Source organism: Pseudomonas sp. JQ36 (assembly GCF_053851495.1).
Map to the genome: position 1 here is coordinate 3,048,909 of NZ_CM132642.1, position 21,394 is coordinate 3,070,302.

The window sequence follows — 21,394 nt, forward strand, 5'->3', positions numbered from 1 at the left end:
AAGCTCCCTCGCCACAAAAGCCGGTGATGATCGTGCATTCGACACAAGGGTCACTTGCCATGGATCAAGCACCCTCCGCGCGATCAGCTAGAATGGCCGCCTTGTCGTTGCCGAGCCTGCCATGAAACCTGTATTGCCCCACGCCCAACTCGACTGGGATGACCAGGGACGCCCGCGCTCGCGGGTGTTCGATGATGTGTATTTTTCCGACCAGTCGGGGCTGGATGAAACCCGTTACGTGTTCCTCGAACAGAACCGTCTGGCCGAGCGTTTTGCCGCGCTGCCGGCGCACGGGCGGCTGGTGATCGGCGAAACCGGCTTCGGCACCGGGCTGAATTTTCTCTGCGCCTGGCAGTTGTTCGAACAGCACGCGGTGGCCGGTGCGCGGCTGCATTTCGTCAGCGTCGAAAAGTACCCGCTGAGCCCGGCGGATCTGCAACGGGCACTGGCCTTGTGGCCGCAGCTCAAGCCGCTGGCCGACCAGTTGCTGACCCATTACGTGGCGATCCATCAGGGCTTTCAACGGATCGTCCTCGACAACGGTCGGGTCACGCTGACGCTGTTGATCGGCGATGCGCTGGAGCAACTGCCGCAACTCGATGCGCAGATTGATGCATGGTTTCTCGACGGTTTCGCCCCGGCGAAAAACCCCGACATGTGGACCGCCGAGCTGTTCGTCGAATTGGCTCGACTGGCCGCGCCCGGCTCGACCATCAGCACCTTCACCAGCACCGGTTGGGTGCGGCGTCTGCTCAACGCCGCCGGGTTCAAGATGAAGCGCACGCCGGGCATCGGTCACAAATGGGAGATCCTGCGCGGCGAGTTTCTCGGCTGGCCGCAGGACGTTGCGCCACCGCTGCCGGACAAACCGTGGTTCGCCCGCCCTGCCCCGCTGACTGGCGAGCGTCGCGCGCTGGTGATCGGCGCCGGGCTGGCCGGCTGTGCGACCGCTGCCAGCCTCGCCGCGCGCGGTTGGCAAGTCAGTCTGCTGGAGCGTCACGAGGCGGTGGCGCAGGAGGCGTCGGGCAATCCGCAGGGCGTGCTGTACCTGAAGTTGTCGGCCCACGGCACCGCGTTGTCGCAACTGATCGTCAGCGGCTTCGGCTACACCCGCCGCCTGCTGGAAACCCTGCAACGCGGCACCGACTGGGATGATTGCGGTGTGCTGCAACTGGCCTTCAATGCCAAGGAAGCCGAGCGTCAGGCGCAACTGGCCGCGGCGTTCCCGGAAGATCTGGTGCACTGGCTCGATCAGCCGCAAGCCGCAACTCAGGCCGGAATCGCCGTTGCCCATGGCGGGCTGTTCTACCCCGAAGGCGGCTGGGTGCATCCACCCGCGCTGTGCCAGGCGCAAGCCGCGCAAGCGAACATCGAACTGCTCAAGCATCACGAAGTGCTGGAACTGCGCAAGGTCGAGGGTCAGTGGCAAGCCATCGACGGCGAGCGCGTGCTCGCCAGCGCGCCGGTAGTGGTACTGGCCGGAGCTGCGGAGATCAAACGTTTTGCGCAAAGTGCCGAGCTGCCGCTCAAGCGCATTCGCGGGCAGATCACGCGCCTGCCACAAACCGCCGAGAGCCAGGCGCTGCGCACCGTGGTCTGTGCCGAAGGTTATGTCGCCCCGGCACGTCTGGGCGAACACACGCTGGGCGCGAGTTTCGACTTCAACAGCGATGACCTGACGCCGACCACCGCCGAACACCTGGGCAATCTGGCGATGCTCGAAGAAATCTCCAGCGATCTGGTGGCACGTCTGCACATCAATGAGCTGCCGCCGGAAACCCTGGAAGGACGCGCCGCATTCCGCTGCACCAGTCCCGATTATCTGCCGATCGTCGGCCCCCTCGCCGACCGCACAGCCTTCGCTCAGGCCTACGCGGCGTTGAGCAAGGATGCACGACAAGTGCCGGACATCGCCTGCCCTTGGCTCGATGGCCTGTACGTCAACAGCGGCCACGGTTCACGCGGGCTGATCACCGCGCCGCTGTCGGGCGAACTGCTCGCGGCGTGGCTGGACAATGAGCCGCTGCCGCTGCCAAGAAGCGTCGCCGAGGCCTGCCATCCCAATCGTTTTGCACTGCGCACATTGATTCGCGGCAAATGAAAAATCGCGACTGGCCGCTGGTCAGTCGCCCCCTCTTATAACTCATCGTTCTAAAACTCCCACATCTGCAGCGGGTCAGTTTCTGAGTACCGGCCATTTTGGCCTGACTTGAATGACCCCTCCCCAACGGAAAAACCGGTAAGGACCTTATGTGCGGATTAGCTGGCGAGTTACGTTTTGATCATCAACCTGCAGACCTTGCAGCGGTAGAGCGAATCACCCATCACCTGGCCCCTCGCGGCCCCGACGCGTGGGGCTTCCATGCCCAAGGGCCGATTGCTCTGGGCCATCGTCGCCTGAAAATCATGGACCTGTCGGACGGCTCGGCGCAGCCGATGATCGACAGCCAACTCGGCTTGTCCCTGGCCTTCAACGGCGCGATCTACAACTTCCCGGAACTGCGCGCCGAACTCGAAGCACTCGGCTACGCCTTCTATTCCGGTGGCGACACCGAAGTGCTGCTCAAGGGCTACCACGCCTGGGGCGAAGCGCTGCTGCCGAAACTCAACGGCATGTTCGCGTTTGCCATCTGGGAGCGCGATGCCCAGCGCCTGTTCATTGCCCGCGACCGTCTCGGCGTCAAGCCGCTGTACCTGTCGCGTACCGGTCAGCGTTTGCGCTTTGCTTCGGCCCTGCCGGCGCTGCTCAAGGGCGGCGATATCAACCCGATCCTCGATCCGGTGGCGCTCAATCACTATCTGAATTTCCATGCGGTGGTGCCGGCTCCGCGCACTTTGCTCGCGGGCATTGAAAAGCTGCCGCCAGCGACCTGGATGCGCGTCGAAGCCGATGGCCGCACCGAGCAGAAAACCTGGTGGACCCTGCCCTACGGCCCACACGACGACGAGAAAAACCTGACCCTCGAAGACTGGCGCGACCGCGTGCTCGACAGCACCCGCGAGGCCGTGGCAATCCGTCAACGCGCAGCGGTGGATGTCGGCGTGCTGCTTTCCGGCGGTGTCGATTCGAGCATGTTGGTTGGCTTGCTGCGTGAAGTCGGCGTGGAGAATCTGTCGACCTTTTCCATCGGTTTCCAGGATGCCGGCGGCGAGCGTGGTGATGAATTCCAGTATTCCGATCTGATCGCCAAACACTACGGCACGCAGCATCATCAATTGCGCATCGATGAAAAAGAGATCATCGAGCAACTGCCTGCTGCGTTCCGTGCGATGAGCGAGCCGATGGTCAGCCACGACTGCATCGCCTTCTACCTGCTGTCGCGCGAAGTGGCCAAGCACTGCAAAGTGGTGCAAAGCGGCCAGGGTGCCGACGAGCTGTTCGCCGGTTATCACTGGTACCCGCAAGTCGATGGCGCGGCCGATCCATACGCAGCCTATCGCGCGGCGTTCTTCGACCGCAGCTACGACGACTACGCTGCCACCGTGCAACCGAAATGGTTGACCGCGAATGACGCCGCTGGCGACTTCGTGAAAGAACATTTCGCCCAGCCCGGCGCCGAGGCTGCAGTCGATAAAGCGCTGCGTCTGGACAGCACGGTGATGCTGGTGGATGACCCGGTCAAACGCGTCGACAACATGACCATGGCCTGGGGCCTGGAGGCGCGCACGCCGTTCCTCGACTATCGACTGGTGGAACTCTCGGCGCGGATTCCCGGCCAGTTCAAGCTGCCGGATGGCGGCAAACAGGTACTCAAAGAAGCTGCACGTCTGGTGATTCCAAGCGAAGTGATCGACCGCAAGAAAGGTTACTTCCCGGTGCCGGGCCTCAAGCACTTGCAAGGCGACACCCTGAACTGGGTGCGTGAACTGCTGCTGGACCCGAGCCAGGATCGCGGCCTGTTCAACCCGGCCATGCTCGACAAACTGCTGACTGATCCGCAAGGCCAACTGACGCCATTGCGCGGCTCGAAACTGTGGCAACTGGCGGCCCTGAACCTGTGGCTCAGTGAACAAGGAATCTGATTGATGAAACCTCACGCCACAGCGATCAATCAGCGCCTGTTACGCGGTCAGACACCGTCGTATGAACGCTTGCAGGCGCGCTTGGCCGAAGACGGCAGCGAACTCGGCGCCGACCCCATCGCCGTGCATTGCGGCTGGGGCCGGCTGCTGATCGGCCACACCTTCCCTGACCCGGCGACGCTGGCCCAGGAACTGCTCAACGAGCAGCCCGGCGAGCGCGATATCGCACTGTACGTCGCCGCGCCGCAGCAGATTCTCGGTCTGGAACCGACGCAACTGTTTCTCGACCCGTCCGATACTCTGCGCCTGTGGTTCAGCGATTACCGCCAGGCCACCCGCGTGTTTCGTGGTTTCCGTATTCGCCGCGCCCAGAGCGAAGCGGACTGGCAGGCAATCAATCTGCTGTATCAGGCGCGCGGCATGTTGCCGATCGATGCCACGCGATTGACCCCGCATCATCAGGGCGGGCCGGTGTACTGGCTGGCCGAAGATGAAGACAGCGGCGCGGTGATCGGTAGCGTCATGGGCCTCAATCACCAGAAAGCCTTCAACGATCCGGAGCACGGCAGCAGCCTGTGGTGCCTGGCGGTGGATCCGCAGTGTTCGCGGCCCGGTGTCGGCGAAGTGCTGGTGCGGCATTTGATTGAACACTTCATGAGTCGCGGCCTGAGTTATCTGGATCTGTCGGTGCTGCATGACAACCGTCAGGCCAAGAATCTTTACGCCAAGCTCGGTTTTCGCAACCTCTCGACCTTCGCCATCAAGCGCAAGAACGGCATCAATCAGACGCTGTTCCTCGGGCCCGGGCCGGAAGCCAACTTCAACCCTTACGCGCGGATCATCGTCGAGGAAGCGCATCGGCGCGGCATCGACGTGCAAGTGGATGATGCCGAAGCCGGGCTGTTCACCCTTAGCCATGGCGGGCGTCGGGTACGTTGCCGCGAATCGCTGAGCGACCTGACCAGCGCGATCAGCATGAGTCTGTGTCAGGACAAAAGCCTGACCCACAAAGTGTTGAAAGGCGCCGGCCTGAAGCTGCCTTCACAGCAACTGGCAGGCAACGCCGACGACAACCTGGCGTTTCTTGACGAGCATCAGCGTGTGGTGGTCAAGCCGCTCGACGGTGAACAAGGCCAAGGCGTGGCGGTGGATCTGCAGAGCATTGAAGAGGTGCAGCAGGCCATCGAAGCTGCCAAGCATTTTGACAGCCGCGTGCTGCTGGAAAGCTTCCACGAAGGCCTCGACCTGCGGATTCTGGTGATCGGTTTTGAGGTGGTGGCGGCGGCGATTCGTCGTCCTGCCGAAGTGGTCGGTGACGGGCATCATTCGATCGGTGCGCTGATCGAGGCCCAGAGTCGCCGTCGGCAAGCCGCCACCGGTGGCGAGAGCAAGATCCCGCTGGATCATGAAACACAACGCACCCTGCACGCGGCCGGTTATGACTACAGCAGCATCCTGCCGGCGGGCGAACATCTGTTCGTGCGCCGCACGGCCAATCTGCACACCGGCGGCACGCTGGAAGATGTCACCGCAATCCTGCACCCGACCCTGGTCGATGCAGCGGTACGGGCGGCGCGGGCGCTGGACATTCCGATGGTCGGCCTCGACTTGATGGTGCCGGCGGCGGATCAGCCGGAGTACGTGTTTATCGAAGCCAACGAACGCGCCGGCCTGGCCAATCACGAGCCGCAGCCGACGGCGGAGCGGTTTGTCGATTTGTTGTTTCCGCACAGTCAGCCGGCTGTTTCTTGATTCCGAGGTGTCTGGACTGACGCCTTCGCGAGCAAGCCCGCTCCCACAGGTTGAACGTATTCCAAATGTGGGAGCGGGCTTGCTCGCGAAGGGGCCGGATCAGGCACTACAAATCTTTCCCCTCATCGAAACCATCGATGCGCCTCAACTCATCAGGAGTTTCCATGACCACTCAAATCCCCGAACCGGATCTGAATTACCTGCAAAAAGTCCTGCTGGAAATGCTCGCCATTCCCAGCCCCACCGGGTTCACCGACACCATCGTGCGCTACGTCGCCGAGCGTCTGGAAGAACTCGGCATCCCTTTCGAGATGACCCGTCGCGGCACCATTCGCGCCACTCTCAAGGGCAAGAAAAACAGCCCTGACCGCGCCGTCTCCGCGCACCTCGACACCATCGGCGCCGCCGTGCGTGCGGTGAAAGACAACGGCCGTCTGACCCTGGCCCCGGTCGGTTGCTGGTCGAGCCGGTTCGCTGAGGGCAGCCGGGTCAGCCTGTTCACCGACAACGGCGTGATTCGTGGCAGCGTGCTGCCGCTGATGGCGTCCGGGCACGCATTCAACACCGCGGTGGACGAGATGCCGATCAGTTGGGATCACGTCGAACTGCGTCTGGATGCCTACTGCGCGACCAAGGCCGATTGCGACTCGCTGGGCATCAGCGTCGGTGACGTGGTGGCGTTCGACCCGCTGCCGGAGTTCACCGACAGCGGTCACATCAGTGCCCGACACCTCGACGACAAGGCCGGGGTTGCGGCGTTGCTCGCTGCGCTCAAAGCCATCGTCGAGAGCGGTCAGGAATTGATGATCGACTGTCACCCGCTGTTCACCATCACCGAGGAAACCGGCAGCGGTGCGGCGGCAGCCTTGCCGTGGGATGTCAGCGAGTTCGTCGGCATCGACATCGCGCCGGTCGCGCCGGGCCAGCACTCCAGCGAACACGCGGTGAGTGTGGCAATGCAGGATTCCGGCGGGCCTTACGACTATCACCTGTCGCGGCATTTGTTGCGCCTGGCCGGGGAAAACGAACTGCCGGTGCGCCGTGACCTGTTCCGCTATTACTTCAGCGACGCGCATTCGGCAGTCACCGCCGGGCACGACATCCGCACGGCCCTGCTGGCCTTCGGCTGCGATGCCACTCATGGTTATGAACGTACGCACATCGACAGCCTGGCAGCGCTCAGTCGTTTGCTCGGAGCGTACATTCTGAGTCCGCCGGTATTCGCCAGTGATGCGGCGCCGGCCAATGCTTCGCTGGATCGCTTCAGTCACCAGATCGAACATGAGACACAGATGGAGAGCGATACGCGAGTGCCGTCGGTGGACAGTCTGGTGGGGCAGCGTTCCGACAGTTGAATCCTTGTTGTCTGAACGATGGCTATCGCGAGCAGGCTCACTCCTACAGTTGAAATGCATTTCCCTGTAGGAGTGAGCCTGCTCGCGATGAGGCCGATACTGCCCACACAAAACTGGCAGCCAACCACCAATCGCCGTAGCATCCCGCCATTGATTGAACCGAGGTGCCCATGCTGATTCCCTACGACGCTCTTGAAGTCGACACTCTCACCCGCCTGATCGAAGACTTCGTCACCCGCGACGGCACCGATAACGGTGATGACACACCGCTGGAAACCCGCGTGCTGCGCGTACGCCAGGCGCTGACCAAAGGCCAGGCGTTGATCGTCTTCGATCCGGAAAGCGAACAATGCCAACTGATGCTCAAGCACGACGTGCCCAAGCACCTGTTCGACTAGCGGACCTTCTCGGTGACCTGTTTGCGCTGGATCCGTTTGTAGACTTCAGCACGGTGCACATTGACCTGCTGCGGCGCCTCGACACCAAAGCGCACACTGGAGCCGTTGACTGACAACACGCGCACGGAAATGTCGTCACCGATGGAAATCAACTCGCCCACTACACGGCTGAGTACAAGCATGGAATTTATCCTTCAGGGTTAGCCAGCCCTGAAGATGCGCGGTGGACGCCCGCTCGACAATGCGTGGTGAGCAATTCAGTCTTGCCCTACACCCGCAAGCGCTGCGCCCGTCAGACGTTTCCTGCAAATCGCTGAACAGCCTCGCCTCACGCAGCGGAAAAGCGCGGACCGAACAGAATCACGCTGGCACCGATCACGCACAGCGCCACGCCGATCCAGTCCGAACCCAAAGGGCGAACCCGCTCGACCACCGCCAGCCAGCCGATCGACGCGACGATGTAGATCCCGCCATACGCGGCATACGCACGACCGGCGTAAGCCGCTTCGACGCGGGTCAGCAACAGGGCGAACAGGGTCAGGCTGAGCAGCGCCGGGATCACCCACAAGGCACTTTTGCCCTGGCGCAACCACATGAAAAAGGCAAAACAACCGGCGATTTCAAACAGCGCCGCGAGGAAAAACCACAGATAGTTGAGCATTGATGCGTCTCGACAGGGTGACCATTGCGGCCACCCTAACCACGCGTCATCCTCGGGGCAAGTTCAGCCGTTGGTTTGTCTGGCCTTGGCGCGCATTTTATCGGCCATGGTGGTCATCTCGTTGTAGAGCAGTTGCGGGTTCTTCTGCTTGATCGCCCAGGCCATGCGCCCCTGCTCGTGCGGCAGGATCATGAACTCGCCGGCGGCCACTTGCTGGTAGATATAGTCAGCGATGTCGGCAGCCGTGATCGGCGAACTTTCCAGCAACTTGCCGACCTGGGCTTTCATGGCCGGCGTCGGGCCACGGAACGAGTCGAGCAAGTTGGTCTGGAAGAACGACGGGCAGACCACATGCACGCTGACTTCCTGCTGCGCCAGTTCGATCAGCAAACTTTCCGACAGCGCCACTACACCGGCCTTGGCCACGTTGTAGTTGCTCATCGCCGGGCCTTGCATCAGTGCAGCCATCGAAGCGATGTTGATGATCTTGCCTTTGCTCTGTTCCAGCAGCGGCAGGAACGCCTTGCAGCCCTTGACCACCCCCATCAGGTTGATCGCAATCTGCCAGTCCCAATCCTCCAGCGACAGTTCGCTGAAGAATCCGCCGGACGCCACACCGGCGTTGTTGACGATGACATCGATGCCACCGAGCTTCTCCTCGCAGGCCTGGGCAAACGCCGTGAGCTGGCTGTAATCACGCACATCGCAACGCTGGATAAAACCGTCGCCGCCGGCTTCGCGCACCAGTTTCAGGGTTTCCTGCAGGCCCGGCTCGCTGACGTCGGACAAGGCCAGTTGCCAGCCTTCACGCGCCCAGCGCAACGCGATTTCGCGACCTAAACCTGAGCCCGCACCCGTGATCATCATGCGATTTTGCATAGCAGACAGCCTTGTTGTTCTGTAGGAGATGAGCGGAGTGTAGCGAAGGAATACTGGCCACCCACGCTCCATCAGATTGCTGAATACGGGATCAAAAGATCGCAGCCTTCGGCAGCTCCTACATCAGTTTCCTGCAGGAGCTGCCGAAGGCTGCAATCTTTTGATCTTGCGCTTTAAAGGAAATAAGCGAGTAATCCAAATACATTAAAAAAACATTGAATTTTCTTTCATTCGCACCGGTCGGAATTTGTAAGCCGTCTGGAATTAGTTAGCCTCCAGTCGCCCTTGAACACCAAGTCTTCTCGAACGCTATAAACAAGGAAATCGACATGGGCACAATTCTTATCATTATCCTGATCCTGTTGCTGATCGGTGGTCTGCCGGTCTTCCCGCACTCCAGAAGTTGGGGTTACGGTCCTTCGGGCATTATTGGCGTGGTGTTGGTGGTGCTGCTGGTCTTGCTGTTACTCGGCAGGATATAAAACCCCAAGACAAAAAAAAGAGGCCCTCAGGGGCCTCTTTTTTATACAGCGGTTTTATCAGTCCGGCTTGCCGTTGACGACACCGGCAGTGTTGTCCATCAGGCTCTTGGTCGCCGTTTGCAGGAACGCTTCAAGCTTGAGTTTCAGTTCCGCGGTACGCGGTGCGTCCGCAATGACTTCGGCAGAAGGGTTCGCGCCCAGTTGGTACTGGTAGACCTTCGGCGCCATTTCTTTTTCTCTCGGCAGCACCAGAATCTGGTCGGCGGTGACGATGGCGGTGGTCTGCTCGCTGCCCGATGGCTTGATCACACCGAACCCGGTGTCGCCGGCCGGCAGGTTGAGCAGGTCGCGACCCCAGCACTGGTGACGCACTTCGCCACCCAGACGACCCATGATGGTCGGCACGATGTCGATCTGCGTGCCCACGGTGTGGTCACGGGTACCGAACTTCTCCTGGATGCCCGGGGCGATCATCAGCATTGGCACGTTGAAGCGGCCCAGGTCCATTTCGGTGATCTGGCGCTCGTTGCCGAAACCGTGGTCACCGACGATCACGAACAGGGTTTCCTTGAAGTACGGCTCTTTGCGCGCCTTCTCGAAGAACTGGCCCAGAGCCCAGTCGGAGTAACGCATGGCGGTCAAATGCTCGTTCAACGAACCGCGGTCGGTTACGCGCTCGACCGGCAATGGCGTCGGCAAGGCATACGGCGTGTGGTTGGACAGGGTTTGCAGCAGCGCGTAGAACGGCTTGCCGTTTTCCCGCGCCTTCAGCTCCTCCAGACCACGGTTGAACATGTCCTGGTCGGACACGCCCCAAGTCGGATCGGAGAACACCGGGTTGACGAAGTCGTTACGACCCACAAAGTTGGTCATACCCTGGTTGCTGAAGAAGCCCGACTGGTTGTCCCAGGCGAAGTCGCCGTTGTAGACGTACACGTCGTCATAGTCACGGGCGCTGAGCACCTGCGGCAGGCCGGACAGCTTGTGGCTACCCTCCGGAGTCTGCATCAGGTATTCGAAGCCAGGCAGGTTCGGGAAGCAGGCCATGGTCGCGAACATGCCCTGGTGGGTGTGCGTACCGTTGGAGAAGAAACGGTCGAACAGCAGGCCTTCCTTGGACAGCTTGTCCAGGTAAGGCGTGATATTGCCCGGCGCGCCCAAGGCGCCCACCGAGTGACCGGCCATGCTTTCCATGAGGATCACAACGACGTTCTTGATCGGCAGGGTCTTGTCGGCCGGTGGCATGTAATCACGGCGCACGGCGGCAATATCGGCATCGACCAGTTTGTCGTCAGGCATCAGCAGCATGTCACGCACGACTTTCTGCGCTTGCTCCTGCGGCAGCGTGGCTTTCCAGATGTTATCGCGATCCTCGCCCATGCGGGACTTGGCGGCCTCGATCAGCGACAGCGTGCCGTTGAGGCCGAGCTGGTTGGCGAAGTTGGAATCGGTGGTGTAGACGTCACCCCAGCGCATCGGTGGACCTTGGCGCAGCGTGCCACGGGCCGCCACCACGCAGATCAGCAGGCAGACCACGAACACCGCCAGGCGGGTGTACCACGGCGCCACCTGACGGGTGCCGACGTTGCCGCCGCTGAACGGGCCGCGTGGACGGGTCGCACGGTCGGCGCCCTTGAAGGCCAGAGTCAGGATCACGGTGCCGATGACCCACGCCAGCAGGTAACGCACTACCGGGAAACCGTACCAGAGCATGCTCATCACGGTTTTCGGGTCTTCCTTCACATACTGGAAGACCAGGCCGTTGAGGCGCTGGTGGAACTCGCGGTAGAAGTCCATCTCCATCAGGCCGAGGAACAGCGCGATGCTCGACGTCACGGTCAGCCAAAAGCGGAAGAAACCGCGCGCAGCCATTGCACGAGCGCTGAACAGTGCCAGCACCAGCGGAACGCAGATGTAGACCACCAGGCGCAAGTCGAAACGCAAGCCATTGGCGAAGGCTTCGAGGAAGGTCGAAGCGGGAGTGTCGAGGATCATCTCGCGGTTGTAGACCAGCAGCGCGAGGCGCAGCACGGAAAACATCACCATCATGACCAGGGCACACAGCAGCGTGTAGGCCAGATGCGATTTGACGGTCGGTTGCAGCAGGCGAGCGGAAGATCGCTGCTGATTCAGGGCGTCCGGGTTTGCCATGTCGTTTTAGGACCCATTGGAAGTTGAAGTTGCAAAATACAGCGGCGCCATGCCCTCTATTGGCCATTCCAGGCCCCGGGACTTGCGCGGTGCGCAAATGTTGCACGATCAACGGCAGCATTGCCATTGATTACTGCCCCATTGCCCGACTCTTTCATGCAAGCATTCGGGCGGGGGACAAACTGAATTACGCGGGCGAATTGTCGGGAACACGTTGTGAAAATTTCGTCCAACGCATATCTGGAAACACAATATAACGACAAAACAAAACGCCCCGATTCGGTCGGGGCGTTTTGCTGTGAGCGCGAAAATTACTTCTCGGCGCGTTCCTTCAAGGCTTTCAGCGTATTGAATGGCGCATCGACCACGAACTTGTTGGCGATCATGCTCGGCACGCTGCCGCCGGGCTCGGTGTGCACCTGGTAGATCACTTCGACCTGATCACCTTTGGGTACGAACTTCCAGAAACCCTTGACCTGGGCGACACGGACAAAGCCCTTCTCTTCGGGAATGTACTTCGGTACGCCTTCGAGGTTGCGGGTCAGGCTGCCATCGGCGCCCTCCACCGTGGTGATATGCAACACCGAATCACGTGGGGTCACTGGCCACGGCGTATTGAACTGGGTGTAGGTCCAGCTCTGATCGCCCTCGTGCTTGAGCAGCTTCTGGGTTTTGCATTCGTGAATCCAGGCGCAGGCTCCGGCCACGTCTTCCTGCAAGGCACGCAGTTTGGCAATGGTGGTCTTCATCAGGGCAACACCCTGATAGGACTTGTAATCAGAACCCGGCACTTCGGCCAGCGAGACCTTGATCCCGTCCTGTTCCTTGGCGACCTTCCATTCCTCAGCCTGAGCAACCGAAGTGGCCAGCACAGCGGTCAAACCACACAACACAGCGATACGATGCAGCGAACCCATAGTCTTATTCCTTATTGTTGAAGTTCCGTTCGTTTGACACATCACGCCGCCGTCATCTGCTCCCACCAGCCGATCAACCTGATCGCCTCTTCCGAGCTGCTGCCGCAGACTTCGACATCGGCGGCGAATCCTGAACAGACCGCCGGACGCTCCGGCTGGCCGAAAATGCTGCACAGGTTTTCGACCGAGAGTTGCACGCAACGTTCGCCGGCAGGTTTGCCGTTGGGCATGCCCGGAATGGCAGAGCTGATGGACGGGGCAATGCAGCAAGCGCCACAGCCTTCACGGCATTTCATGACGAGCAAGTCCTCGCGACGGGCAATGTGTTAAAGAGACACGGACAGAGTAACCGCTAAAACGGTTGTTTCAAATTCCCTGAACCGGGGTTTTTAGCGATAACTGAATGTGACTGACCAGTCTGCGACAAAGCGTCTGGTCTGCGGGTCACGGGTCGATTGAATTTACTGTTTGAATTCGAAATCCAGCGCGGCGCCTTCGACATCGCGGCGCTCTTCGTTGCGCAGCTGCAACTGCATTTCGTTGCTGAGCAGGCGGCCGTTGAGCTGGAAGCCGCTGTTCTTCTCGCCAAACATCTGCGGCAGGATCGCGTCGTTTTTCGGCATCGGCACGGTGCCGGCAGGTTTGAGTTGCTGAACCATGTCCTTGGGCAGACTCAGATCGAGCTTGGCCGGCGGCAGTCGGGTTTTCGCCACCTCACTGGCCGATTTCGACTTGGACGCGACCGGGGGGCGTTTCTTCACCGGGGCGGCCTTCTTCTGCGGGGCTTTTTTAGTCTGAGCTTTTTTATCCGCAACGGCTTTGTTGCTGGCCGTTTTGCTCGCCGGAGCTGACGCCGCAGGCTTTTCCTGAACGGCGGCTGCCATGACACCGGGCGCAAGGCCCATCGTCAATACACCAAACAAAATCCAGGCAGTAGGCAAAATCGCTTTCATGAGCCCTACAACACTAACGGCAGAGGGCCATATGCTCGCCTGTTGAGCGTCACAAGACAAGCGCGGTGCGCCACTCGTTCAGAAACCGCCTGCGGTTTCCTGACACAATTGAGTCGCCAGCAAACCGAGGGTCATCAGCGCCCTTTCCGCCTCGCGATTCCACGGCGTGCCGCAGTTCAGGCGGATACAGTGGTTGAACTGCTCGGTATTACTGAAGATCAGCCCCGGTGCAATGCTGATCCCCTGCTGCAATGCGCGGACATGCAATTCCTGGGTATTGACCCTGCCCGGCAGACTCACCCAGAGGATGAAACCGCCCGTGGGCCGGGTCATTTGCGTGCCTTCGGGGAAGTACTGCTGCACCGCCAGCTGGAACGCGCTGAGGTTTTTTCGGTATTCCTGGCGGATGTACCGTAAATGCCGGTCATAACCGCCATTTTCCAGATAAGCGGCAATCGCCATTTGCGTCACGCTGCACGCCGAATGCGTGGTGAAGGTCTGCAGACGCTGGATTTCCTGCTGATACTTGCCGGCGATCATCCAGCCGACACGCACACCCGGCGACAACGTCTTGGAGAAACTCGAGCAGTAGATCACCCGATCCAGCCGATCGTAGGCCTTGAGGGCTTTGGTGCGGCCCTGTTCGAACATCAACTCGCCATAGATGTCGTCTTCGACGATCTGGATATCGAAGTCCGAGGCCAGGCGCAGCAATTGTTTCTGCCGCTCTTCCGGCATGGTGCCGCCCAATGGATTGCTCAGGCGAGTGGTCAGAACCAGAGCCTTGATTGACCATTGATTCGCCGCCAGTTGCAGGGCTTCGAGGCTCATGCCGGTGGCCGGATCGCTGGGGATCTCGATCACTTTCAGGCCCAACAGGTCGGCAAGTTGCAGCAGACCGTAATAGGTCGGCGATTCGGCGGCGATCAGGTCGCCCGGACGGGTCAGCACCCGCAGCGACATCTGCAACGCATCGACACAACCGTGGGTGATCACCACTTCCGACGGATCGACGACGACCCCGGCATCGCGCATGCGGATCGCCACTTGCCGACGCAGCGGTTCGAAACCGGGGCTGAACATGTAACTGAACGCGCGCGGGCTATGGAATCGGGTGACCTTGGCCAGTTGCTGATGCAGCGCACGCACCGGGAGGTATTCGACACTCGGCACCGCAGCGCCCAACGGGAACACCCCTTCGCGACGGGATTCGACCAGCACTTGCTGAATGATGCTGGCGCGGGTGACCAGCCCTGGCCGTTCGACCCGAGCGATGTCCGGGGTCGGCGCTGTCAGTGCCGGGGTCTGGTGCACATAGTAACCGGACTGCGGCCGTGCGCGGATCAGGCCCTGATCTTCGAGATTGGCGTAAGCCTGCAACACCGTTGCATGGCTGACATTGAGCTGCGAACTCATCTTGCGCACCGACGGCACGCGTTCTCCGGGTTGATAGACACCACGCCGGATGTCTTCCGCCAGTTGTTGAGCAATACGTTGGTAGAGCAAGAGGTTGGTCATGACGCAGCACTCGATTTCACGGGCATTTTATTCTTGTGTGAAACAATACCGGAACAGTTTAGAAGTGTACTGGGACAGTTGCCACCATAGTCGACCGTACAGTGCAGTGTCAGCTACAACTGTACGGATTTGCGCGCTATTCGACAGACGTAAAAAAGCCCGGCACTGCATGACAGGCCGGGCTTTCCAGAGACGCAGCCCTCAGCGGGCGGCGCCGAGCTGGCCTTTTTCGTCGGAGAACACAATTTCCACCCGACGGTTCTGTGCCCGCCCGCGCTCGGAAGCGTTGACGTCCACCGGGTATTCGTCGCCGTAACCTTCGACCTGAATGCGCTTGTCCTCGATACCCATGTCCATCAGCACATCGGCCACCGCCTGCGCGCGATCACGCGACAGCTTGAGGTTTTCCTGTTTGCCGCCGGTGCTGTCGGTGTAGCCCTCGATGCGCACCACGCGTTTCGGGTTGAGCTGCAGGAACTGCACGATCTTCAGCACCACGCGGTTGGCCGAGTTTTTCAGCTCCGCTTCGCCGGTGTCGAACAGCACGTCGCCCAAGGTCATGACCAGACCGCGATCGGTTTGCGTGGTGGCCAGCGCAACGATCTGCTCCTCAAGCCACTTGCCCTGCTGCTGCACGCTCAGCAGTTTGGACTCGCGCAGGGCCAGTTGCAGGCGTTGACGCTCCAGCTCAAGCTTAGCCGCGCGCTCTTCGTTGAGCACCAGATTGGTGTGTTCGCGGGCGATTTCGCTGTAGCGCTGACTCAGGTAGGCGTAATGCACCACGTCCGAGCCACTGCCCCAATAGGTGGACAGGCGATCGGCACGGGCCAGCGACTCACCGGCGCGGATCACATCCTTCGGCGCGATACGCAGCACGTTGGAATCTTCCTTGACCTTCTGAAAATCACTGCCGGCCTGTTGCAATGCGGCTTCACCGTGTTGACCGGCGCAGCCGTAAAGGCTTGCGCAACCGGCCAGGATCAACCCGCCGAGGGCTTTGGACTTGAGGCTCATTGGGCATCTCCCAGTTGCTTGCGCAGACGGATGATGCGGGTGTTGAGCACGTTGAGTTGCTCTTCGCTCTTTTGCGTCAGCACCCTGGCTTCGGCCAGACGAGCATCCAGTTCAGCCTGTTCGGCGCGCATGCGGGCGTTCTTGAAAGACTCGTCGGTCATGTTGCCTTTGGCCCGGTTGAACTTGTCTTCGGCCAGTTTCATTTCCGGCACTTCATCGGCGGTCGCACCGACAGCCCTGGCCTGGGTGATGGCCTGCTCGGTCAGACGCATTTGCTCATTGGGTGCCGGGTCGTTGGCGCAGCCGGCCAGGGCCAGAACGGCCATGGCCGCGAAAAGAGGTCGAATACTCACTAAGAATCCCTACTGTTTTGGGGCACTGACAGGTGGCTGCGGCTGTTGCTGCTGCGCCTTCCAGCGCTCGATGTTGCTTTGCAGCGCGGCTTCGGTCAGTCCGGACGCGGGCAATTCTGTCATCTTTTTAGCGAGCTGTCCGCGCAACCACGGATCGTTGCAGGCCGAGTTGTGCGAAACCGCGAGGAACAGTCCCGGTCGGTCGATCGGTTGCTCGAACGCCAGCAGATCATTGGCCATGCCCAATGCCTGCGCGGCGGCCATGCCCGAGTAGCGCCCGGCGAGTACATATTCGACTTCGCCCAGCAGAAGTTTCTGAAAGGCCTGAGTGAGGTTTGCCGTCCGCGTCAGGGTCAGATTCTGCTCGGCGAAAGTGCCGAATGCCTGGGTCATTCGAGACTTTTCCGACAGCCCGCCGGTGTGCCTGTGCAGGTCTTTGGCTTCGCTGTAGGCCAGCGTCGAGCCTTTGCGCGTCCACACCAGATAGTCGTTTTCCAGCAACGGCGGATAGATGTAGTCGAGGTTTTCCAGCTCGTTGAACATCAGCGGCGTGTCGGCCAGCATGTCCATGCGTCCACTGCGCACTTCATCGAGGGCCTGCGCGCGTTTGCCGGCGTAGAGCAGCTCGACCTTGATCCCCAGATCCTTGGCCACTTGCTGCAACAGATCGGCACTGGCGCCGATCAAGTGCTTGGGATTCTGCGGGTCCTGCCACAGGTACGGTGGCGCATCCGGGCTGCCGGTGACGACGAGGCGCTCGCATTTGCCGGCAGCCGCAGCCATCCCCGGCAACAGGATCAATCCCAGTAACAACCCGCGGCGCAGCTCCATGGCAAAACACTCCCACTCAAATTCGAGACAAAAAAAAGCCCGACCAGAAGGCCGGGCTCTTTATAAGTGAAGCCGCCGGATTAGACCAGCTTCTCCAGCTCAGGTACCGCTTCGAACAGATCCGCCACCAGGCCGTAATCGGCCACCTGGAAGATCGGCGCTTCTTCATCCTTGTTGATCGCAACGATCACTTTGGAGTCTTTCATGCCGGCCAGGTGCTGGATCGCGCCGGAGATACCGACGGCGATGTACAGCTGTGGCGCAACGATCTTGCCGGTCTGACCGACCTGCATGTCGTTCGGTACGAAACCTGCGTCGACTGCGGCACGCGAAGCACCGACGGCAGCGCCCAGCTTGTCGGCCAGGGCGTACAGGTGTTTGAAGTTGTCACCGTTCTGCATGCCGCGGCCGCCGGAAACGACGATCTTGGCAGCGGTCAGCTCAGGACGATCGGACTTGGCCAGTTCTTCGCTGACGAAGCTGGAAGTGCCGGCGTCGTGCGCAGCCGCTACGGCTTCAACAGCTGCCGAACCACCTTCAGCGGCAACCGGGTCGAAACCGGTGGCACGCACGGTGATCACTTTGATCGCGGCGGTCGATTGCACGGTAGCGATGGCGTTACCGGCGTAGATCGGACGCTTGAAGGTGTCGGCGCTTTCTACCGAGATGATCTCGGAGATCTGGTCAACGTCCAGCGCAGCGGCAACGCGCGGCAGGATGTTTTTGCCGTTGGACGTGGCGGCAGCCAGGATGTGGCTGTAACCAGCGCCCAGCTCTGCAACCAGCGGAGCAACGTTTTCCGGCAGCTGATGCGCGTAAGCGGCGTTGTCAGCGTTGAGGACTTTGCTCACGCCAGCGATTTTCGCAGCGGCTTCGGCCACGGCGCCAGCGCCCTGACCTGCAACCAGCACGTGAATGTCGCCGCCGATTTTGGCAGCAGCAGCCACGGTGTTCAGTGTGGCCGGGGCCAGCACCTTGTTGTCGTGTTCGGCGATTACCAAGATAGTCATGATTAGATTACCTTCGCTTCGTTTTTCAGTTTCTCGACCAGTTCAGCCACCGACTTGACCTTGATGCCTGCGCTGCGTGCAGCCGGCGCTTCGACTTTCAGGGTCTTGTTGGTGGAGGCGGTGGAAACGCCCAAAGCGTCCGGAGTCAGCACTTCGAGAGGCTTCTTCTTGGCTTTCATGATGTTTGGCAGGGACGCGTAGCGCGGCTCGTTCAAACGCAGGTCGGTGGTGACGATGGCCGGCAGTTTCAGGGAAACGGTCTGCGCGCCGCCGTCGATTTCGCGAGTCACGGCAACGCTGTCGCCGGAAACTTCGACTTTCGAGGCGAAAGTGCCCTGACCGTAGCCGCTCAGTGCAGCGAGCATCTGGCCGGTCTGGTTGTTGTCGCTGTCGATGGCCTGTTTGCCCAGGATCACCAACTGAGGCTGTTCCTTGTCGACCACAGCCTTGAGCAGCTTGGCCACGGCCAGCGAAGTCAGGTCTTCAGCGGATTCGACGAGGATGGCGCGGTCGGCACCCAGAGCCAGTGCGGTACGCAGCTGTTCCTGAGCGGTGGACGGGCCGATGGAGACGACGACGATTTCAGTCGCAACACCTTTCTCTTTCAGGCGTACGGCTTCTTCCACTGCGATTTCGCAGAACGGGTTCATCGACATCTTGACGTTGGCGAGGTCTACGCCGGAATTGTCCGCCTTGACGCGGACCTTGACGTTGTAATCCACAACGCGTTTGACAGCTACAAGAACCTTCATGGATTCCTCGTTACTCTCCGGTGAAAAGAAAGTCGCCTAGGCGAACCTGGCGGTTGATGCTCATCGGGCACAAGGGCACCTCTAAAAACGCCGGCTGGGGGCGATGACCGTTCGTCAGTGGTGACCAACCAGTCATTGAATCGCACGGTGTGTAAACTGCGCGCCGGACTTGCGCTGCGCATCACCCTGTACTGCCTGTGCCCTGTCTTTAGAGGTGCTCTTGAAACCGCCAGTCTGCCTACGGCGAGCGCAAAACCGCCCGTATCTTGACCGGAACGCCTATTCCGGTCAATACGGCAAAATGGCCGTTCATAAGCCGCGCTTCTTTGATTTCTCTGGGCTGGAGCCGATTCAAACAAACGTTTGTATTGGACGCTCGGAGTGGTGTAGATATAATGCGCCGCCTAGAGAGAAAGGTGGTTTGCCCATTATTACCCTTGACGTTAACGTAAAGGCAATAACGGATACGACACCGAACCTCCAAATTAGAAAAAAAACTGTTGAGCCTTGAGTAGGAGATAGCCTGTGGAACGCGAATACATGGAATTCGACGTGGTCATCGTCGGTGCCGGCCCCGCTGGCCTGTCCGCCGCCTGCCGTCTGAAGCAGAAGGCCGCCGAAGCCGGTAAGGAAATCAGCGTCTGCGTGGTCGAAAAAGGCTCCGAAGTCGGCGCGCACATCCTTTCCGGTGCCGTGTTCGAACCACGCGCTCTGAACGAACTGTTCCCGGACTGGAAAGAACTCGGCGCCCCGCTGAACACCCCGGTCACCCGCGATGACATTTTCGTGCTGAAAAACGCCGACAGTGCGCAGAAAATCCCTGACTTCTTTGTGCCCAAGACCATGCACAACGAAGGCAACTATATTATTTCCCTCGGCAACCTGTGCCGCTGGCTGGCCCAGCAGGCCGAGAACCTCGGCGTGGAAATCTACCCGGGCTTCGCCGCTCAGGAAGCGCTGATCGACGAAAACGGCATCGTGCGCGGGATCATCACCGGTGATCTGGGCGTCGACCGCGAAGGCAACCCGAAAGAAGGCCTGTACACCCCGGGCATGGAACTGCGTGGCAAGTACACGCTGTTCGCCGAGGGCTGCCGTGGTCACATCGGCAAGCAGCTGATCAAGCGCTACAACCTCGACAGCGATGCCGACGCCCAGCACTACGGCATCGGCCTGAAGGAAATCTGGGAAATCGACCCGGCCAAACACCAGCCAGGCCTGGTGGTGCACACCGCCGGCTGGCCGCTGGACATCATGGGCACCGAAAATACCGGTGGCTCGTTCCTCTATCACCTGGAAAACAACCAAGTGGTGGTCGGTCTGATCGTTGACCTGTCCTACAGCAACACTTACCTGTCGCCGTTCGACGAGTTCCAGCGCCTCAAGCACCACCCGGTGCTGGCTCAGTACCTCGAAGGCGGCAAGCGTGTCAGCTACGGCGCCCGCGCGATTTGCAAAGGTGGCCTGAACTCGCTGCCGAAAATGGTCTTCAAGGGCGGCGCGCTGATCGGTTGCGACCTCGGCACCCTGAACTTCGCCAAGATCAAGGGCAGCCACACCGCGATGAAGTCCGGCATGCTCGCCGCTGAATCGGTGGCCGACGCACTGTTCGCCGAGAAGGATGGCACCGAGGAGCTAACCACTTACGTCGACGCGTTCAAGAAGAGCTGGCTCTACGACGAACTGTTCGCCAGCCGTAACTTCGGCCCGGCGATCCACAAGTTCGGCGCGATCGTCGGTGGTGGTTTCAACTGGCTGGACCAGAACATCTTCGGCGGCAAACTGCCGTTTACCCTGCACGACACCAAGCCGGATTACGCTTGCCTGAAGCTCGCGGCCGACTGCAAGAAGATCGACTATCCGAAGCCGGACGGCAAACTCAGCTTCGACAAACTGAGCTCGGTGTTCATCTCCGGTACCAACCACGAAGAAGAACAGCCGTGCCACTTGAAGCTGACCGACCCGAGCATCCCGATCAGCAAGAACCTGCCGCTGTACGACGAACCGGCGCAGCGCTACTGCCCGGCCGGCGTGTATGAAGTGATCACCAAGGAAGACGGCGAAAAACGCTTCCAGATCAACGCCCAGAACTGCGTGCACTGCAAGACCTGTGACATCAAGGACCCTTCGCAGAACATCACCTGGGTCACGCCGGAAGGCGCTGGCGGCCCGACTTACCCGAACATGTAAGGCGTATCGCTGAACAACGAGGCTCCCGAAACGGGGGCCTTTTTGTTGTCCTGATTTTTTTCCACACTACATGACTTGTGTGGGAGCGGGCTTGCTCGCGAATGCGGTGTGTCATTCAGCCCATTCATTGACTGATACACCGCATTCGCGAGCAA

20 protein-coding genes are annotated in these 21,394 nt (G+C 60.3%); 7 read left to right on the top strand and 13 right to left on the bottom strand.

The window, feature by feature from the left end:
- Positions 1-121 precede the first annotated feature (121 nt).
- The 5 genes from mnmC to ACS4NR_RS13605 all read left to right on the top strand — a co-directional run bounded on the left by mnmC (position 122) and on the right by ACS4NR_RS13605 (position 7,528).
- The gene (gene mnmC / locus ACS4NR_RS13585) at positions 122-2,101 is read left to right on the top strand and encodes a bifunctional tRNA (5-methylaminomethyl-2-thiouridine)(34)-methyltransferase MnmD/FAD-dependent 5-carboxymethylaminomethyl-2-thiouridine(34) oxidoreductase MnmC (RefSeq protein WP_456017677.1); all 1,980 of its coding nucleotides are present in this window, start codon (positions 122-124) and stop codon (positions 2,099-2,101) included.
- A gap of 149 nt (positions 2,102-2,250) precedes the next feature.
- Positions 2,251-4,023: an N-acetylglutaminylglutamine amidotransferase gene (locus ACS4NR_RS13590; protein WP_166496874.1), complete on the top strand. Its 1,773-nt coding sequence runs from the start codon at positions 2,251-2,253 to the stop codon at positions 4,021-4,023.
- Positions 4,024-4,026: 3 nt separating this feature from the next.
- Positions 4,027-5,775 carry an N-acetylglutaminylglutamine synthetase gene (ngg, locus tag ACS4NR_RS13595; RefSeq protein WP_204895169.1) on the top strand — a complete coding sequence of 583 codons (1,749 nt, stop codon included), beginning with the start codon at positions 4,027-4,029 and terminating at the stop codon, positions 5,773-5,775.
- Positions 5,776-5,939: 164 nt separating this feature from the next.
- Positions 5,940-7,130, top strand: a complete 1,191-nt coding sequence (locus ACS4NR_RS13600) for an osmoprotectant NAGGN system M42 family peptidase (protein ID WP_027612398.1) — start codon at positions 5,940-5,942, stop codon at positions 7,128-7,130.
- A gap of 170 nt (positions 7,131-7,300) precedes the next feature.
- The gene (locus ACS4NR_RS13605; RefSeq protein ID WP_003192759.1) at positions 7,301-7,528 is read left to right on the top strand and encodes a YheU family protein; all 228 of its coding nucleotides are present in this window, start codon (positions 7,301-7,303) and stop codon (positions 7,526-7,528) included.
- Here the strand turns inward: ACS4NR_RS13605 and csrA are convergent.
- From csrA to ACS4NR_RS13620, 3 genes are all read right to left on the bottom strand, one after another.
- Entirely contained in the window at positions 7,525-7,710 is a 186-nt protein-coding gene (gene csrA, locus ACS4NR_RS13610) for a carbon storage regulator CsrA (protein ID WP_456017678.1), read from the bottom strand. The two genes, ACS4NR_RS13605 and csrA, sit on opposite strands and share 4 nt — an antisense overlap.
- Before the next feature lie 146 nt (positions 7,711-7,856).
- Positions 7,857-8,189 (bottom strand): YnfA family protein, encoded by a 333-nt coding sequence (locus ACS4NR_RS13615; protein ID WP_003226957.1) that lies wholly within the window; start codon positions 8,187-8,189, stop codon positions 7,857-7,859.
- A gap of 63 nt (positions 8,190-8,252) precedes the next feature.
- Positions 8,253-9,068, bottom strand: a complete 816-nt coding sequence (locus ACS4NR_RS13620; protein WP_095137244.1) for an SDR family oxidoreductase — start codon at positions 9,066-9,068, stop codon at positions 8,253-8,255.
- A gap of 323 nt (positions 9,069-9,391) precedes the next feature.
- On the opposite strand from ACS4NR_RS13620, the gene ACS4NR_RS13625 reads away from it, so the two are divergent.
- Positions 9,392-9,550: a DUF3309 family protein gene (locus ACS4NR_RS13625; RefSeq protein WP_169432680.1), complete on the top strand. Its 159-nt coding sequence runs from the start codon at positions 9,392-9,394 to the stop codon at positions 9,548-9,550.
- A 57-nt stretch (positions 9,551-9,607) separates the two neighbouring features.
- Here the strand turns inward: ACS4NR_RS13625 and ACS4NR_RS13630 are convergent, their stop codons facing one another.
- The 10 genes from ACS4NR_RS13630 to ACS4NR_RS13675 all read right to left on the bottom strand — a co-directional run bounded on the left by ACS4NR_RS13630 (position 9,608) and on the right by ACS4NR_RS13675 (position 19,049).
- Complete coding sequence (locus tag ACS4NR_RS13630) at positions 9,608-11,701, bottom strand: LTA synthase family protein (protein WP_095137243.1); 2,094 nt, start codon at positions 11,699-11,701, stop codon at positions 9,608-9,610.
- A gap of 311 nt (positions 11,702-12,012) precedes the next feature.
- Positions 12,013-12,618, bottom strand: coding sequence for an START domain-containing protein (locus tag ACS4NR_RS13635; RefSeq protein ID WP_456017679.1), 606 nt, complete (start codon positions 12,616-12,618; stop codon positions 12,013-12,015).
- Between the two features lie 41 nt (positions 12,619-12,659).
- Complete coding sequence (locus ACS4NR_RS13640; RefSeq protein WP_027612393.1) at positions 12,660-12,914, bottom strand: YkgJ family cysteine cluster protein; 255 nt, start codon at positions 12,912-12,914, stop codon at positions 12,660-12,662.
- 165 nt (positions 12,915-13,079) lie between these two features.
- Complete coding sequence (locus tag ACS4NR_RS13645; RefSeq protein WP_456017680.1) at positions 13,080-13,571, bottom strand: translation initiation factor 2; 492 nt, start codon at positions 13,569-13,571, stop codon at positions 13,080-13,082.
- Positions 13,572-13,649: 78 nt separating this feature from the next.
- Positions 13,650-15,089 carry an aminotransferase-like domain-containing protein gene (locus tag ACS4NR_RS13650; protein ID WP_064588649.1) on the bottom strand — a complete coding sequence of 480 codons (1,440 nt, stop codon included), beginning with the start codon at positions 15,087-15,089 and terminating at the stop codon, positions 13,650-13,652.
- Between the two features lie 201 nt (positions 15,090-15,290).
- Entirely contained in the window at positions 15,291-16,103 is an 813-nt protein-coding gene (locus ACS4NR_RS13655) for an OmpA family protein (protein ID WP_456017681.1), read from the bottom strand.
- Positions 16,100-16,456, bottom strand: a complete 357-nt coding sequence (locus ACS4NR_RS13660) for a DUF4398 domain-containing protein (RefSeq protein WP_178083262.1) — start codon at positions 16,454-16,456, stop codon at positions 16,100-16,102. The genes ACS4NR_RS13655 and ACS4NR_RS13660 overlap by 4 nt, the downstream gene beginning before the upstream one ends.
- A gap of 9 nt (positions 16,457-16,465) precedes the next feature.
- Entirely contained in the window at positions 16,466-17,287 is an 822-nt protein-coding gene (locus ACS4NR_RS13665; protein WP_456017682.1) for a substrate-binding periplasmic protein, read from the bottom strand.
- Between the two features lie 80 nt (positions 17,288-17,367).
- Positions 17,368-18,297 (bottom strand): electron transfer flavoprotein subunit alpha/FixB family protein, encoded by a 930-nt coding sequence (locus ACS4NR_RS13670; RefSeq protein ID WP_041069267.1) that lies wholly within the window; start codon positions 18,295-18,297, stop codon positions 17,368-17,370.
- 2 nt (positions 18,298-18,299) lie between these two features.
- Positions 18,300-19,049, bottom strand: a complete 750-nt coding sequence (locus tag ACS4NR_RS13675) for an electron transfer flavoprotein subunit beta/FixA family protein (protein ID WP_003226982.1) — start codon at positions 19,047-19,049, stop codon at positions 18,300-18,302.
- 525 nt (positions 19,050-19,574) lie between these two features.
- Here ACS4NR_RS13675 and ACS4NR_RS13680 point away from each other — a divergent pair.
- Complete coding sequence (locus ACS4NR_RS13680) at positions 19,575-21,239, top strand: electron transfer flavoprotein-ubiquinone oxidoreductase (protein ID WP_027612388.1); 1,665 nt, start codon at positions 19,575-19,577, stop codon at positions 21,237-21,239.
- Positions 21,240-21,394: the final 155 nt, after the last annotated feature.